A 14496-nucleotide genomic window follows, 5' to 3' on the forward strand; every position below is an offset into this window, starting at 1 on the left:
GCTGAAGAAAGCGTTCAAAGTTTGCCGAACGTCTCCATGGCGTAGTGCACCCGCTCCCTCGGGCTGAAGTGGGGCCGTTTCAGGGCTTCGATATTCTTCAGGCGGGGCAGCAGGCCGCAGCCATTTGCCATCTGGATAGCCAGCCCGGGCCGGGCATTAAGCTCCAGCAGGAGCGGGCCCTGATGGGCATCTACTACCAGGTCTACACCCATGTAGCCGAGGTCCGTCGCTTCATAGCAGCGGGCGGCCATTTCCAGCATGTTTTCCCAGTCATCAATCCGGATATTTTCCAGGGCCAGGCCGGTATCCGGGTGCAGGGTAATCGGGCGGTTGAATTGCACGGCATTCAGGCTCTGGCCCTTACCGATGTCCAGGCCGACGCCGACCGCACCCTGGTGCAGGTTGGCCTTGCCGTCAGAGGCCTTGGTGGCGAGCCGGAGCATGGCCATTACCGGGTAGCCCTGGAAGATGATGATGCGGATATCCGGTACGCCCTGATAGGAATATTTCGCCAGGGCAGGGGAGGATTGCACCAGGTCTTCGACAATGGCCACATCCGGCGTGCCGGCCAGCGAGTAAAGGCCGGCCAGGATGTTGGTCAGGTGACGCTCCAGCATGGCCACGCTGATGTGGGCGCCGGAGGCCTTTACGAAATCGTCGCCATCGCGTCCGGTGATCACGGTAATGCCTTTGCCCCCGGATCCCTTGGCGGGTTTGATGGCAAAACCGTCCAGGTCTTCGGCCATTTCCCGAAAGTGGGAAATTTCATGCTGCTGGCGCACAACCTGGATAAGCTTCGGGGTTTTTACCCCGTATTCGCTGACTGCCAGCTTGGTTTTCAGCTTGTTGTCGACCAGCGGGTAAGACGAGCGCTCGTTGTACCGGGCAATGTAATCCACATTGCGCCGGTTCATGTTCAGCATGCCAAGCCGGGTGAGCCTGCGCGGAGATATCCAGCCGCCCATATCAGTCGTAGGCCTTCATGGGGGTGAACCGGCGCAGTTCGCTGAGCTTGTAGCCGGTGTACTGGCCCATCAGCAGGATCAGCCCCAGAATCACCAGGTGCAATTCCGGGAAGTTGAACGTGAGATGGCCGGCCAGCGGCAGGCTCATGACCAGGTAGGCGCAAATCGCCACAAACAGGCTGCCGGAGCCCTGTACCAGAACTTCCCGGGCACCTTCCTCTTCCCAGAGAATGGACATGCGTTCGATGGTCCAGGCAATGATCACCATGGGGAAGAAGGTTACCGTCATGCCGGTGTTGAAGCCCATCTGGTAGCCGATAATGCTCAGGCCGGCGGTAATAAAGATAACCAGGATGATCAGTGCGGATATCCGAGAGACCAACAAAAGGTTCAGGCTCGACAGATAGCCCCGCAGCACCAGCCCGATGGCCACCACAGACAGAAACGCAATCAGGCCGGGCACCAGGGTGGTCTGCACAAAGGCCACCGCAATCAGCACCGGCATGAAGGTGCCGGAGGTGCGGATACCGATGACAATCCGCATGAACGCGACAATCAGTGCACCCAGCGGCAACAACAGAAGCATGCGGAACATGCTTTGTTCTTCGATGGGCAGCTGGTAAAAACCGAGCACACCCAGCCCGTTCTGGTTGGCCTCCAGCGTGGCCAGTTGTAGTGCCGGCACGGTTTGCCGCAACATGGAGAAGCTCACCTGGGAGTTGTCGCCACCGAGAACATCCAGCAGGGATTCCGAACCCTGGCGCCACAGTAGCAAACTTTCCGGTACGCCTTGCTCGCCGGTGCGGGGGTCAAAGGTCAGCCAGCGTTCACCGTTGTATATTTGCAGGAAGGGCACCAGCTGCTGGCGCCGGCGGGCATCTTCCAGCTTTAGCGCATCGGCGGTGCGGGCGGCAATGCCCGCGTGGTTGAGCATGCGCACCATCAGCTGCAGGTAATTGTCTTCAGAGACCAGCAGGGTGGTGTTCTGGGTGCGGGTGTCTGGCTGCATCAGGCGGATCAGTTCCCGGGTCATGCTTTCCGGGCTGCTGGAGCGCTCCATGGCCTGGTCCAGCAGTTCCCGAACCGCGGTGGCCTGGGGTTCTTCCCAGAATACCGCCTGGGGCCGGGGCGTGCGCACCGGCGTTTGCTCGGTAACATCTTCATCCGGAACGAACTGGGCCTTGAAATACAAGGTCTGGGGGCCAGATACTTCACGCTTGGTCCATTCCGCCCGCCGGCTTCTGGGGGATTCGAGGATGGAGAAGCCGTAGCCGGGAGAGGCAGCCTGCTCGGTCAGAATGCGAAAGCCGGGCGGCTGCTCCGGAATGTGCAGGCTGACCTCGGCGGCGTCACCCAGGGCGTCGAAATCCACTCGGGCTTCAATCATCCATACCGGGCGCTGTTCACCGGTCATCCAGGGGATTCCGAGTTCCAGGTGGCGCCAGGTGGCAATAGAAATCCCCGCCGCAATCAGCAGGAAGACAAATACATAGAACGGAGCTCGTGAGCGGGCGGTCATTCATTGCCTCCGCTTTCAGCATTTTCGCGGTAGGAGGCCGGCAGTTCCGTGGCGTATTCCTTGCCAACGTCAATCAGCATGACATCCCTCAGTATGTTGCGGCCGATCAGCACTTCGTGGGTCAGGTTGGTGCGATCTGCCAGGGTGAACTCCGCCACTTGCTGGTGGTCGCCGATGGCAAACTGCAGCTCGACCACAACGCGGCGTTCGGCTTCATCGGCGGCCGACTGGATGATGCGTACCCGGCGGGAGATTTCCCGTTCCAGGGTAATCCACTGTTCGTAGTCGGTGCCCGGCACCGGCACGTCAAAGCGTACCCAGTTGCTGCCATCCCGTTCGAAGCGTTTGATGTTTTGGGCGTGGATAGAGGAGGTTTCGGCGCCGCTGTCGATACGGGCGGTGTAAATCAGCCCCGGGTCAGCCAGGTAGAATTTTTCCACCTCGCCCACAATCACCTTGCCCTTCAGGCGGTCTGCGCGGCCGGTGTCTTTGGGGATTGGCGGGCATACTTTTTCTTTAACCGGCGGACACACGGGTTTTTCAACCTGGGTGGCGATGGCATCCAGGATGGTCTGGGTAGACTGGCGGTTATCGGTAAGCAGCTGGTTGTGCCGAACGTTGGCGTTTTCTTCCATGGTAACCAGTGTGGAGCGCTGGGTTTTTACCGTGGCGCGAACGTCTTCAAGCCCATCCTTGGGAACCATAAGGTAGCGGTCTGTGGAGCAGCCCGCCAAGGCTACAGCGAGCCCGGTAATGGCCAGAAAGGTAAGTGTACGGGCTTTCGGAAACCTGTAACCCATGAATATCCCCTGAAACGGCTGCCCGCCGGTGGTCATAAAGCGGTAGCGTTGGATGTGTTGTCGGTCAGGCGGGGAAGTATACTACAAGCATCTGTGTGTTGACTTTACAGATGGTTAAGGCGCTTTAGCCGGCAAAAAACGGACCCTGACCGAGCGGGGTTTCCGCCCTCAGGTATTCCTGGATCACCGGCGAACAGTTGAGGTAGAACAGCAGCAATTCCCGCTGAATATCCTGGTCCTGGGTGCGTGCTGCAAAGCTGATCACCTGCTTGAGCGAGTGGTCACTGGCGGCGGTGTCGTCCGGCACAACAAAGCTTTTGCCGTAGCGCGCACGTAGCAGCGAGGTCAGGCGCTCCAGGTGGAACTCGCCGGTGTGGGTAATGTGAGGTAGTAGCCGTACACCGTGAGACACGCCTGCACCGCCGGGATACAGCCCGTCTCCGCGCTGGCCATCGGCGCCATCGCTGTGCAGAAATTCTGCTCCCAGTTTTCTCCAGAGTTCCTTCAACATGCTCCTGTCCTTGCCAGTGAGCGCAACACGAGAAAGGTTTTGATTAACCTTTAATCCGTTTTAGATGAATTTACGGCGGGCGTCCAGCAACAGATCTATACAATTTCTTTAATTGCCAAACAGTCGATACCCGATTTGCGTGGTGGTTCCGCCACCGTAACAAGCTTGTGGCAATCAGGTACACTCTCGGGTTTGATGGTTCCCGTATCAAGGAGTTCAATCTTGTGACAGACGTACTCATCCGGGCAATGGCTGATCGCCCCGAGTGGATGGCGGGCTGGTTTCTGGGGCTGATTGCGGCCTGTGTTGTTCTGCTGGTGCTGACGCTGTGGGCGCTGTTCAGGCTTAAGGCCGGGCAGCAGCATACTGGCGCCCTTCACAGCCAGCAGGTTCAGCACCTGGAGCAGTCGCTGACAGAGCAGAGAACGCGGTCGGCAAAGCTGGAAGCAGCGATAGAAGGCTGGCGTAACCAGGTCACCGAACTGAAAGCCGATCTGCGGGAGCAGCAGGTAACCCTGGATAAAGAACGCCGCAATGCCAATGAAAAGCTGGAACTGCTGGAACGCAACCGGGATGCCCTTAAGCAGGAATTCGAGAACCTGGCCAACCGCATTTTCGACCAGAAGAGCGAGCGCTTCAGCCAGCAGTCCAGAACCAGCCTGGATTCCTTGCTCAACCCGTTCCGCGACCAGTTACAGGACTTCCGCAAACGGGTAGAGGACGTTTACACCACAGAAACCCGCGACCGCCAGGCCCTGCGCAGCGAGATTAAATCCCTGCAGGAGCTGAACCGGCAGATTACAGAAGAAGCCGCCAACCTGACCCGGGCCCTGAAAGGGGACAAGAAAGTGCAGGGCAACTGGGGCGAACTGATTCTGGAGCGGGTGCTGGAGCGCTCGGGCCTGCGCAAGGGCGTGGAGTATGAAACCCAGGGCAGCTACCGGGATGACGACAACCAGCTGCTGCGCCCGGATGTGATTGTGCACCTGCCAGACCAGCGCAACCTGGTGATCGACTCCAAGGTTTCGCTGGTGGCTTATCAGCAATGGGTGGTGGCAGAGGCGGACAGCGCCCGTGAAGAGGCCCTTAAACAGCACGTAGAAGCCGTGCGCAACCACATCCGAACCCTGAGCGAGAAAGACTACAGCCAGCTGAATGGCCTGCATTCACCGGACTTTGTATTTTTGTTCATGCCCATTGAGCCGGCTTTTGTGGCAGCATTCCAGCAGGACGAGAACCTGTTCGCGGAAGCCTTCGAGCGAAAGATTATTGTGGTGACACCCACCACCTTGCTGGCCACCCTGCGGACAATCGAGAACATCTGGCGGTACGAACGGCAAAGCCAGAATGCCCGGCGCATTGCCGACAGGGCCAGCGCGGTGTACGACAAACTGCGGGTGTTTGTGGAAGCTATGGAGCGTTTGGGCAGCCAGCTGCACACCGCGCAGGGCACCTACGACAACGCCATGAATACCCTGACCCGTGGCCGCGGTAACTTGATTTCCCAGGCCAACCGGTTTGTGGAGCTGGGCGTGCGGGTCAAAAAAGAGTTGCCCAAAAGTATTACGGAACAGGCTGAGGTAGATGCGGACGACCCTTACGAGCCCGATGAGCCTGAAGACAGCACAGAGAAGACTCAGGAGTAGCAGAATGTTGGTATCGAACAAGCGGCAAGCGCTGGCAAAGCGTTCATGGCTGGCCGGCCTGGTGCTGTCTTCCGCGCTGGCGGCCTTTTCCGGACAGGCGTTTGCCCTGGAGCCCGAGCATGAAATCCGCCGGCTGATGCTGGCCACCGAAGCGGCCGTGCAGGCTGACAACTGGGCCGAGGCCGGCGAGTTCCTGAACCGCCTGCAGGCGATGGAAGGTGAGAAACCGGCGGAGTACCACTATTATCGCGGCCGCGCAATGCTCAAGGCCAATCACCTGAATGAAGCCCGGGCGGCACTGGAAACCTACGTGAGTCAGGCGGGCGCAGAAGGCCAGCATTATCAGGAATCCCTGAAGCTGATTACCGATATCGAGAAGGTAAACCGGGATAACGTACGCGCTCTGACTGAAGGCGCTGCGCAGGTAGAAGAGCCGGTTGCCGTGATCGAACCGGCCGGACAGGAAAGCCTGAAAACCCTGCGCCAGCTGTACCTGGCCAGAACGGACCGGGAAGCGCTGGTTATTCACCTGAATGCGGTGCTGGATACCGCAGGCTGGCGAAGGGACAAAACCGTGGTGCGGCTGGACCGGCCTGCCGACATTCAGTACCAGGTGACGATTGATAACAGCAACGTGAATGTCCAGGAGATTCGCCGGGAGCTGGATAACAGCTTTGTGCGTAAAACCGGCGTGTTGCCTGTGTTCGGTGTAAACCCTCAGCTGCGCTGGGATTGCGAGCCCGCTGTCGCCGCCTGCTGGGTATACGACCCGAGGGACGGCTCCCGCCTGTTCCAGATGGCCCAGAACCAGGACAAAGCCCGGGAGGCGGCCCAGACCCTGGGTAGGCTAATTCGTAACCTGCAACAGGGCCGTTCTGGCTCCTGAGCGGGAATTATTGCACCAGGTCGCCCCGTTCGCCTTCCCGCCAGGCGCCCGGGGTAACCCCGGTCCACTTCTTGAAGGCCCGGTGGAAGGTGGAGGGCTCGGTAAAACCCACTCTCTCGGCAATATCGTTAATCGGCAACTCCTGATGGCTCAGATAGTAGATGGCCATATCCCGCCGCAGTAAATCCTTGATCTCCTGAAACGACGTGTTTTCCTGCTTCAGCCTTCGGCGCAGGGTTTGCGGGCTGGTGTGCAACTCCTGGGCAATCCAGTCGAAATCCGGCATGGGCCTGGAAAAATCCCGGCCAATCAGGCCCCGGATGCGGCCGGTCCAGGTGTTGCTTTCATCCGGCCGGGATAGCAGGTCCGCAGGAGACGTTTTCAGAAATTGCCGCATCTCCGGCTTGTCCCGGATCACCGGGGCAGACAAAAAGCGCTTGCTGAAGGTGAGGGCGGTGCAATCAGAGTCAAAGCTCAGCGGGCAGTGGAAGATATGGCGGTACTCATCGCCATGCTCCGGCCGCGGGTAGTTGAACTCGGCTTTCTCCAGTTCCACCGGCTGGCCGATCAGCCAGCTGCCTAAGCGGTGCCAGATCACCAGAATGCTTTCCCGAAGGTAGTAGTCCGGATCGTGTATTTCACCTTCGATTCGCGTCACCAGCCGGGCGCTGTCTGCGCCCACTTCCAGCTCCATGGCCACCATGGGTTCGAACAGGCGGGAGAACTGGAATGCCCGCTGGTACACCTCTTCCAGGGTCTGGCAATCAATCACCAGCGCACACATGGTGGCAAAGGTGCCTGAGTGGGCCCGGCGAGGGCCAAGGGCCATGAACTCATCACCGGTGCGGTTCCAGATAACCTGCATCAGCCGGCTGAACTGATCACTGCTGACCCGCGCTTTCTCGATACGCAACAAATCCGGCGAGATACCGGCTTCCTGCAACAACTCGTGCACATCCAGCCCCAGCCTTTGTGCGCCGGACAGGGATGCTTCAACAAAGTGTTTGGAAACCGTGAGGGTAGACATAACCTGAGCCAAAATTAAAAACGTGTTTCATCATAAGTGGCCGGCGCCACAATGCAACCACCTGATTTGCTGGCAATTGGAAGAAACTGCCAATAGGAATGAAGTAACCGGCAGTTGGCCCTGCCGGCAAAACCCGTCAGCATGATGCACAGTAACCCTATACCCATAACAACGAGAAGGAGCACCTCTATGCCCGGCCCACTGAGCACCCTGAAAGTCCTGGATTTTAGCACCCTGCTGCCCGGCCCCTACGCCACCATGATGCTGGCGGATATGGGCGCCGAAGTGCTGAGGGTAGAAGCCCCCGACCGGGTAGACCTGGCCAAGGTAATGCCGCCCTTTGATGGCAAGTTCAGCACCACATTTTCTTACCTGAGCCGCGGCAAACAAACCCAGCAGCTCAATCTTAAACAACCGGAAAGCGTGGAGAAGATCAAGGAATTGGTGAAGGACTACGACATCGTGGTGGAGCAGTTCCGCCCCGGTGTAATGGACCGCCTGGGCGTGGGTTATGAAACCCTGAAAGCCATCAACCCGAAACTGATCTACTGTGCCATCACCGGCTATGGCCAGACCGGCCCCTACAAAGACCGCGCCGGCCACGACATCAACTACCTGGCCATTTCCGGTGTTGCCAGCCACTGCGGCCGCGCCGACAGCGGTCCGCCCCCCATGGGTATCCAGATTGCCGACGTAGCCGGCGGCTCCCACCACGCCGTTATGGGCATTCTCGCCGCCGTCATCCAGCGCCAGCAAACCGGGCAGGGTGCCTTCATCGACATCAGCATGACCGACGCCGCCTTTGCCCTGAATGCCATGGCCGGTGCCGCCGCACTGGCTGGCGGTGTAGAGCAGAAACCCGAAGGCGGTATGCTCAATGGCGGTACTTTCTACGACTACTACCAGACCAGCGATGGCCGTTGGTTGTCTGTGGGAAGCCTGGAGCCGCAATTCTCGGCGCGGTTGTGTGATGCGTTGGGCATCAGCGAAATGAAGAGCTTTGCCCTGAGCCAGAACCCGGAGCATCAGCAAAGGCTGAAAGCGGCGATTAAAGAGAAGATTGCCGGGAAAACGTTTGCCGAGTGGCGGGAGGTTTTTGCAGAGGTGGATGCCTGTGTGGAGCCGGTGTTGACGATTGAGGAGGCGGCAGAGCATCCGCAGATTGTGGCGCGGGGGATGGTGGTTGAGAAAGCCAGGGGGGATGGTGTGGGGCAAAGGCAGTTGGGGGGCCCAATCCGGTTCAGTTCGCCCTGAAATTACGGAGGGCGATTCGCCGCTACTTTCGGTAAAAATTAACGTCCTCTGCTAATTTGAGATAGTGAGCCAGTTCACTGGCTCCTATCCAATAATTACAATGGACGACTCATTATGAAATGGCTATGCGCTCGCTCTAGACACGCCCATCCAGGCGTGTTGAAAGTTGCTGGAGTAGTACTTGCCTCCAGTATCATGTTGGTTGGTTGTTTTGATGGCAGCTCATCGGGTTCCGGCTCGAGTGTCGACGAAACGCTCTTCCCCGCAGACGGCAAGTTCAATGCCACCATTCGCAGAACCACCAATGGTGTACCTCATGTAAAGGCCGACAACCTTGCATCGGCCGCTTTCGGAGCCGGTTATGCCCAAACACAGGATAATGTGTGTTTGCTGGCGGAGGCGATCGTCAAAGCCAGGAGCGAAAGGGCGAAGTACTTCGGGCCTGGGCCGGGCGATATCAATATCATCAACGATTTCAGTTTCAAGGCCCAGAAAATATTGAGCGGCGCCGAAGCTGAGTATCCTAATCTCAGCAGTGAGACAAGAGCGTTGATAGAGGGATTCGCTGCCGGGTACAACAAATATGTGAAAGAGACAGAGCCCGGTAATTTGCCCCCGGAGTGTCGTAATCAACCTTGGGTGAAAGAAATTACACCGGTTGATCTGTTTGCGCATTATCGGATTGTTGGCCAGTATGCCAGTGGCGCGTTGTTTGCCACAGGAGCTGTATTCCTGGCTGTGCCGGACGGAGAATCACCTTTCCCGGCACCGGTCATGGATGCGGTGTCGCAGGATACCTCTTCCGACAAGAGGCTTCGGAAACTGGTTGCGAACGCAGCTTCCAATGCGGCCAGCCAAATCGATTATCAGGACTTTGGGCTTGGTAGCAACGCTTGGGGTGTTGGCGGAGACCTGACGGAGCAGGGGAAAGGTGCCTTGTTAGCAAACCCGCATTTTCCCTACACTGGCCACAGGAGGCTATACCAAGTCCAGATGACCGTCCCCGGCTATTTGAATGCTAACGGAGCGGGACTCCTGGGTACGGCGATTCCATTGATTAATTTCAATGAAAATCTGGCCTGGTCTCATACGGTAACCACAAGCCGCCGTTTTACGTTGTATGAACTGCAACTCAAAGACGGCGATAACTTTACTTACCTGAAGGATGGCCAGGAGCGGCCCATAACCTCAGAAACATACAGAATCGAGGTTAACAACGGCTCCCCAACACCAACTATCCTCGAGAAAACGTTCTATTTCTCAGAGTATGGCCCCATGCTGGCTGCCGATGCGGTAACCAGTGGCGGTCTCCCAGCTTGGGGGGCAACGGGTACCGCATATACCTACCGGGATGCGAATGCATCCACGCAGAGGCTACTGGACACCTGGCTGCAAATGAGCCGCGCCAGTACTTTGGCTGAGTTTCAACAAGTGTTCCAGAATTGCGGGACCACCTTCTGGACGAATACCACCTACACGGACGATCAGGGCAACGCCTACTACATTGACAGCAGTTCGGTGCCGCATCTGTCGGATGCCGCGCTGGCTGTTGTAGATTTTAAGCGAAAGGTCAGCCCTGCGTACAACCAGTTATTTAAGGCTGGCCTGACTTTGTTGGATGGGAGCAAATCCCGCGATGATTGGGTAGAGGGTGAGTGTGGTGGTTTGGTGCCCTATGACAAGCGGCCTCAGTTACTTCGTACTGATTGGGTGCAAAACTCCAATGACAGTTACTGGGCAACTAACCCGGATGCTTTCCTGACTGGGTTTTCTCCTCTGTTCGGCTCTGAAGAAACGCCTCTGAATCCAAGAACCCGTATCGGTATCAAAATGTTGCAGAATCCATCTGATCCGGGATATGCAGACGGCGCGCCGGCTGGGCAGGACGGCAAATTTGGGGCGATCGATCTGATCAGTGTGATTTACAACAACCGTACCTGGTACGCGGAGGAGTTCCTGCCCGAATTGCGGAACCGTTGTACGTTGATTGGTAGCGACCCCGTGAATCTCTCGGGCGGTGGCTCCAGAACTGTGGGCGAGGCCTGTGACGTCTTGCAAGGTTGGAACGGCGTTTATGATGTGGATAGCGTTGGTGCCCACGTTTTCCGGGTATTTATTGCTAACTACCGGGATAGTTTTGGGGCGGACTTGACCGTTCCGTTTGATCCGAGCGCCCCTGTTGCAACGCCCGCCTCACCGTCAGAAGCCGCCAAAGGTACGGCGAATGACGCAATGTTGATTGCACTTGCAGACGGGCTTGAAGCACTGGATTCTGTCGGAATTGCCTACGATGTGGCGCTCGGTGAGGTGCAATACTATCAGCCGAGCGGTGGTGTGCCGCCTGGTGGTGCTCCAGTTGAGCAGCTTCAGTCGTTTCCTTGGCATGGTGGTGACGGGACTATCGATGGCGCCTTTAATGCGATTGGTGTAGTGGCCTCGCCGGTTGCCGAAGACACGGTGTTTCCAAGGATTGCGCCTTCGACCATTGATAACACGGCGGGGCTGTCCGATCAGCCAGGCGAAGGGTGGGTGATGGCTCGGGGTACCAGTTGGCATTTTGGACTGGAGTTCACAGACGAGGGCCCTCAGGCCTATGGACTGGTGAGCTACTCTCAGTCGAGTGATGAGGGGTCCCCTTACTTCAATGATCAGGGGTTGCGGTATTCTGAGAAGGATTATCGGAAGCTGTATTTCAGTGATGATGAGATTGAAGCAAACCTGATTCCTAATGGGGCAATAACTATTTCGGCTGACTGAGCTTGAGAGTATGTATATGAAACAGGGGGGATTTCACCCCACTGTTTCATAACTTGTAATGTATAAAAAGAAGAAGGGAGCGTATGGCGCTCCCTTCTTAGTCATTAAGCGGAAAAAACCGCTATTACTCGATCAATCCTGCTGGATGATCTCTGTGATGTCTGGGTCTCCCTCAGAAACATTGGGTATAACTTGCGTTCCCATGGTCGCAATGATTGACAACGTCTGTCCTACCATTTCACTAAATACCCGGACGTCATCTACGCCACCTTGTGGCAATACTGGAGTGCTATGAGTGCCTGCGGTATAGCGGGTGATGGCAGGGAGGTCTACCGCAGCAGACTTAACCGCTGTGGCGCCTAGCAGCCGTGCAAGCGGTTCAGTTCCTGACAGGTAAGCATCAAATGCATTACCAAAAGGAGCTGCCAGTGCATCGTTTGGTATAACGTTGTCACCGTTCACTTGGGATAGGAGAATTGGAGTCTCAGATGTATTCAGACTAGCTGTGAAGTTGATCGGATCCGCCGAATCAATGGCTGCCTGGAATACGTTCAAGAAGGTCTCCAATTTGGAGTCGCCTTGCTCAAGGCCTGCGGCTTGCTGGAGGCCCCCAAGAATTCGCGGTGCAAAGGTCGGGGAGTTCTCAAGCATTCGAACAACGCCAGCTCCTGGAGTTAACAGTTGAGCTGCCGCAATGTCATCCTCAGGTGCCGCTGTTTCGTTGGCTACTGCAACGAAAGGCGCACCAACAATGGTTCCCAGAGAGTGGCCTGCGAAGTAAACGCTGTTAGCGTCTAGGTCGGGCGTTTCATCATCGTTAATATCTAGCCCTGCCAGCGAGGCGCGCACGTTTAAGAGGTCTACAACACCTTGGCGGATCTTGTCTCGGGTATTGGTAAAGTTCGTCAAATTAATGAACAGACTGCCGGAGTCTCCGGAGGTTGCCGTCATTTCGGTCGGCTGGTTCGCAGCATTGGCAGTGAAACCAAAGTGCCTTTCGTGCTCGGTTATGGCAATGCCAGGAACGGTAGAGCCTGCGTTCGCAACAGTGTTTTCGAAAGAACGGAGAGCGCGAACAGCCGCATCCAGTCGTGCGGCTTGGACTAGATCGGTTACGCCAAGCACGACAGCAGAACTTAGGCCTCCGGCTATGGCGTCAACGGCACCCGGGGCAGCAGCTGCAGCAGCCTCCGCGGTTTGGTCGAAAGTGATCAGAGTTTGGGTCAGGAACCCAACGGCAATCTGTCCGTTGATAACGGCCTGAACGTTGGTGTCGTTAGGAGCCAAGATCTCTGGTAAACCGTTAGCTTGACCGGATGCAAGCAATTGAGTTGCTAAGCCGGCCTGAGCTTCCTCAGTGAATGGAGTTACGCCATGAACTGGCTGATCAATAACAACGACTGCCACTTGGGAGTTATGGGCTAGAGCACTCCCAAATGTTAGTGCAGTACTCCGGTCGGTGGTAATGCCATGCATGTACATGACTGTCTCAAGCTTCTCGCTGCCATCGTAACCTGCTGGGTAGAGAACCATGATGGGAACGGTGACATCTTGCGTCTTGGCCGGGAATGGGAATCGGTAGTTTACGACATCACTAACCGATGTGTCTGATTGTGCAAGTTCAACGCCCAATTGATCGCCCGCGGCGGCTGCCAATGCAGCGTTCGCTTCCCAGCTCTTGGTATTGATTACAGAGCCCTCAGCATCTGATGACCCTGTTGGGATGCCGAGGTAGTAAGGTAAGTCGATGGTGCCCTGAACAATATTGACATCTCCGAAGTCCACGAACTGATCTGCTATAGCGGAGACTTGGGTTACGTCTTGCGGGGCGCCAAAGTTTGCTGTTGAACTCCGGTCACTTGGGGTTGGCAGCAGGTTTGCGGCTGTAAACGCACCGACTAGGGCAGTTGCCTGGCCATCGGCTGTTGGCTCTGCAGCGGCAACAGCGTTGTTGCCAATGGTGTAAAGCGCAAAGAAGTCGGATATGGGATTTTCTGCATCAGTTCGGGCAGTTGTTACAGCGTTAAACCGGACTGAGCCAAGAATAGTTTCCTTGAAGAATGCCTTTGGATCAGCAATGTACTGAAGCACCCTTTGATCATTTGATGTCGTAAAGCTGTAGGACAGAGCAATGCTTTCCTCGGTCAGCGCCGCCTCAGCAGGTCTGGCCTGGTTGGGTACACCAAAGAAACTGGCTGCGACTTTCTCCCAGAAACCATCGACGATGCGGCGAACCGGTGCTAAGGCAGCTGGGTTGCCCAGAACTCGATCGGGGTCGGCTACATCGCGGTAAATTGGAGCTTGAACGATGGGGTCTCCATTTATGTCCAGAACCTCATTGGTGACGACCACGAGATATCGCTTGAAAGGATTTAGTGGTTTCGTTGGATTGATCCGGATAATCGAGTCGCCATCTAAAAGATGTTTTGTTTCTGCAATATACTCAGGAGCTTGAGTGAGGCTGTAAAGGTAGCCCGCGGCCTGGGCCTGATTGCGACCATTAAGATCCTGCGGGGCCACACCTGCGGCTACCTGGGCAGTAATCGCAAGTGGAATAGTTGGGGATTCACCTGCTCCGAGCCCTCTAACGGGGTCTCCACCTGCGTATTCAAGTTCAATCAAAAATACGTTCTGGTTCGGATTAGGAATAACCGTTGTTGGATCAGACGGATCAGCCAAAACGAATGCTCGGGAGTCTACCGAGTTCGGATCAATTTTCCCGTTAAACTGAACAACTGGCGGAGCAATCGTTGAAGCCCCACTTAGCTGGTTCAGCGCAGAGGTAACTGGTGGAGAGGAATCCGCAACACTGAAGGAGCCGTCTGCTTCGTTAATTGCAGTCGTACTATCGTCAGATTTGAATATAAGGTCATTTGGGAGCGGCAGGGCTCCGGTCACAGGGTTAAAAAGAGGCCAGGTTTTGCCATCCAGTTCGGGATTACTGATCTGATAATCCGGATTCGCATTTTTCCCACTGGAAGCGCTGTCAAAACAGCCAGTCAACCCAAGGGAAGAAGCCACGGCAAGACTTATTAGAGTTTTCTTGAACATGGTTGGAACCTTTTCCTGTTGTTGTTTCGTTATATCCGGCTTAGACGGAACCGGTCGGCCCCTGAATTCCGCTCTTTTGC

At 56.4% G+C, this 14496-nt stretch carries 10 protein-coding genes; 4 read left to right on the forward strand and 6 right to left on the reverse strand.

All coding sequences use genetic code 11. The annotated features are described in order from the left end of the window. Nucleotides 1-14 precede the first annotated feature (14 nt). The 4 genes from B9Q17_RS11590 to B9Q17_RS11605 form a co-directional block, all read right to left on the reverse strand. A complete protein-coding gene (locus B9Q17_RS11590; protein ID WP_094625347.1) occupies nucleotides 15-965 on the reverse strand; it encodes an alpha-L-glutamate ligase-like protein in 951 nt (316 codons plus the stop codon). Between the two features lies 1 nt (nucleotide 966). Next, nucleotides 967-2484, reverse strand: a complete 1518-nt coding sequence (locus tag B9Q17_RS11595; RefSeq protein WP_094625348.1) for an inactive transglutaminase family protein — start codon at nucleotides 2482-2484, stop codon at nucleotides 967-969. Next, nucleotides 2481-3284, reverse strand: coding sequence for an ATP-dependent zinc protease family protein (locus tag B9Q17_RS11600; protein ID WP_094625349.1), 804 nt, complete (start codon nucleotides 3282-3284; stop codon nucleotides 2481-2483). Before B9Q17_RS11600 ends, B9Q17_RS11595 begins: the two co-directional genes overlap by 4 nt. 124 nt (nucleotides 3285-3408) lie before the next feature. After that, on the reverse strand, nucleotides 3409-3795 hold the full coding sequence (locus B9Q17_RS11605; RefSeq protein WP_058341188.1) for a hypothetical protein: 387 nt from the start codon (nucleotides 3793-3795) through the stop codon (nucleotides 3409-3411). A 248-nt stretch (nucleotides 3796-4043) separates the two neighbouring features. On the opposite strand from B9Q17_RS11605, the gene B9Q17_RS11610 reads away from it, so the two are divergent. Then, complete coding sequence (locus B9Q17_RS11610) at nucleotides 4044-5441, forward strand: DNA recombination protein RmuC (protein WP_094625350.1); 1398 nt, start codon at nucleotides 4044-4046, stop codon at nucleotides 5439-5441. 4 nt (nucleotides 5442-5445) lie between these two features. Continuing rightward, nucleotides 5446-6327, forward strand: coding sequence for a tetratricopeptide repeat protein (locus B9Q17_RS11615; protein ID WP_094625351.1), 882 nt, complete (start codon nucleotides 5446-5448; stop codon nucleotides 6325-6327). A gap of 7 nt (nucleotides 6328-6334) precedes the next feature. On the opposite strand, the gene B9Q17_RS11620 is transcribed toward B9Q17_RS11615, so the two are convergent. Further along, on the reverse strand, nucleotides 6335-7354 hold the full coding sequence (locus B9Q17_RS11620) for an AraC family transcriptional regulator (RefSeq protein ID WP_094625352.1): 1020 nt from the start codon (nucleotides 7352-7354) through the stop codon (nucleotides 6335-6337). Nucleotides 7355-7543: 189 nt separating this feature from the next. Here B9Q17_RS11620 and B9Q17_RS11625 point away from each other — a divergent pair, with 189 nt between their 5' ends. Beyond that, complete coding sequence (locus B9Q17_RS11625; RefSeq protein WP_094625353.1) at nucleotides 7544-8608, forward strand: CaiB/BaiF CoA transferase family protein; 1065 nt, start codon at nucleotides 7544-7546, stop codon at nucleotides 8606-8608. 114 nt (nucleotides 8609-8722) lie between these two features. Next, nucleotides 8723-11365 (forward strand): penicillin acylase family protein, encoded by a 2643-nt coding sequence (locus B9Q17_RS11630; RefSeq protein ID WP_094625354.1) that lies wholly within the window; start codon nucleotides 8723-8725, stop codon nucleotides 11363-11365. A 132-nt stretch (nucleotides 11366-11497) separates the two neighbouring features. Here the strand turns inward: B9Q17_RS11630 and B9Q17_RS11635 are convergent, their stop codons facing one another. Beyond that, entirely contained in the window at nucleotides 11498-14416 is a 2919-nt protein-coding gene (locus B9Q17_RS11635; RefSeq protein WP_094625355.1) for a hypothetical protein, read from the reverse strand. Nucleotides 14417-14496 lie beyond the last annotated feature (80 nt).

This window comes from Marinobacter vinifirmus (assembly GCF_002258215.1).
Classification (GTDB): domain Bacteria; phylum Pseudomonadota; class Gammaproteobacteria; order Pseudomonadales; family Oleiphilaceae; genus Marinobacter; species Marinobacter vinifirmus.

What these genes read in the sequence shown, in the direction of transcription:
- B9Q17_RS11590 (WP_094625347.1), bottom strand. Translation starts at nt 965, where the DNA reads ATGGGCGGCTGGATATCTCCGCGCAGGCTCACCCGGCTTGGCATGCTG.
- B9Q17_RS11595 (WP_094625348.1), bottom strand. Translation starts at nt 2,484, where the DNA reads ATGACCGCCCGCTCACGAGCTCCGTTCTATGTATTTGTCTTCCTGCTG.
- B9Q17_RS11600 (WP_094625349.1), bottom strand. Translation starts at nt 3,284, where the DNA reads ATGGGTTACAGGTTTCCGAAAGCCCGTACACTTACCTTTCTGGCCATT.
- B9Q17_RS11605 (WP_058341188.1), bottom strand. Translation starts at nt 3,795, where the DNA reads ATGTTGAAGGAACTCTGGAGAAAACTGGGAGCAGAATTTCTGCACAGC.
- B9Q17_RS11610 (WP_094625350.1), top strand. Translation starts at nt 4,044, where the DNA reads ATGGCTGATCGCCCCGAGTGGATGGCGGGCTGGTTTCTGGGGCTGATT.
- B9Q17_RS11615 (WP_094625351.1), top strand. Translation starts at nt 5,446, where the DNA reads ATGTTGGTATCGAACAAGCGGCAAGCGCTGGCAAAGCGTTCATGGCTG.
- B9Q17_RS11620 (WP_094625352.1), bottom strand. Translation starts at nt 7,354, where the DNA reads ATGTCTACCCTCACGGTTTCCAAACACTTTGTTGAAGCATCCCTGTCC.
- B9Q17_RS11625 (WP_094625353.1), top strand. Translation starts at nt 7,544, where the DNA reads ATGCCCGGCCCACTGAGCACCCTGAAAGTCCTGGATTTTAGCACCCTG.
- B9Q17_RS11630 (WP_094625354.1), top strand. Translation starts at nt 8,723, where the DNA reads ATGAAATGGCTATGCGCTCGCTCTAGACACGCCCATCCAGGCGTGTTG.
- B9Q17_RS11635 (WP_094625355.1), bottom strand. Translation starts at nt 14,416, where the DNA reads ATGTTCAAGAAAACTCTAATAAGTCTTGCCGTGGCTTCTTCCCTTGGG.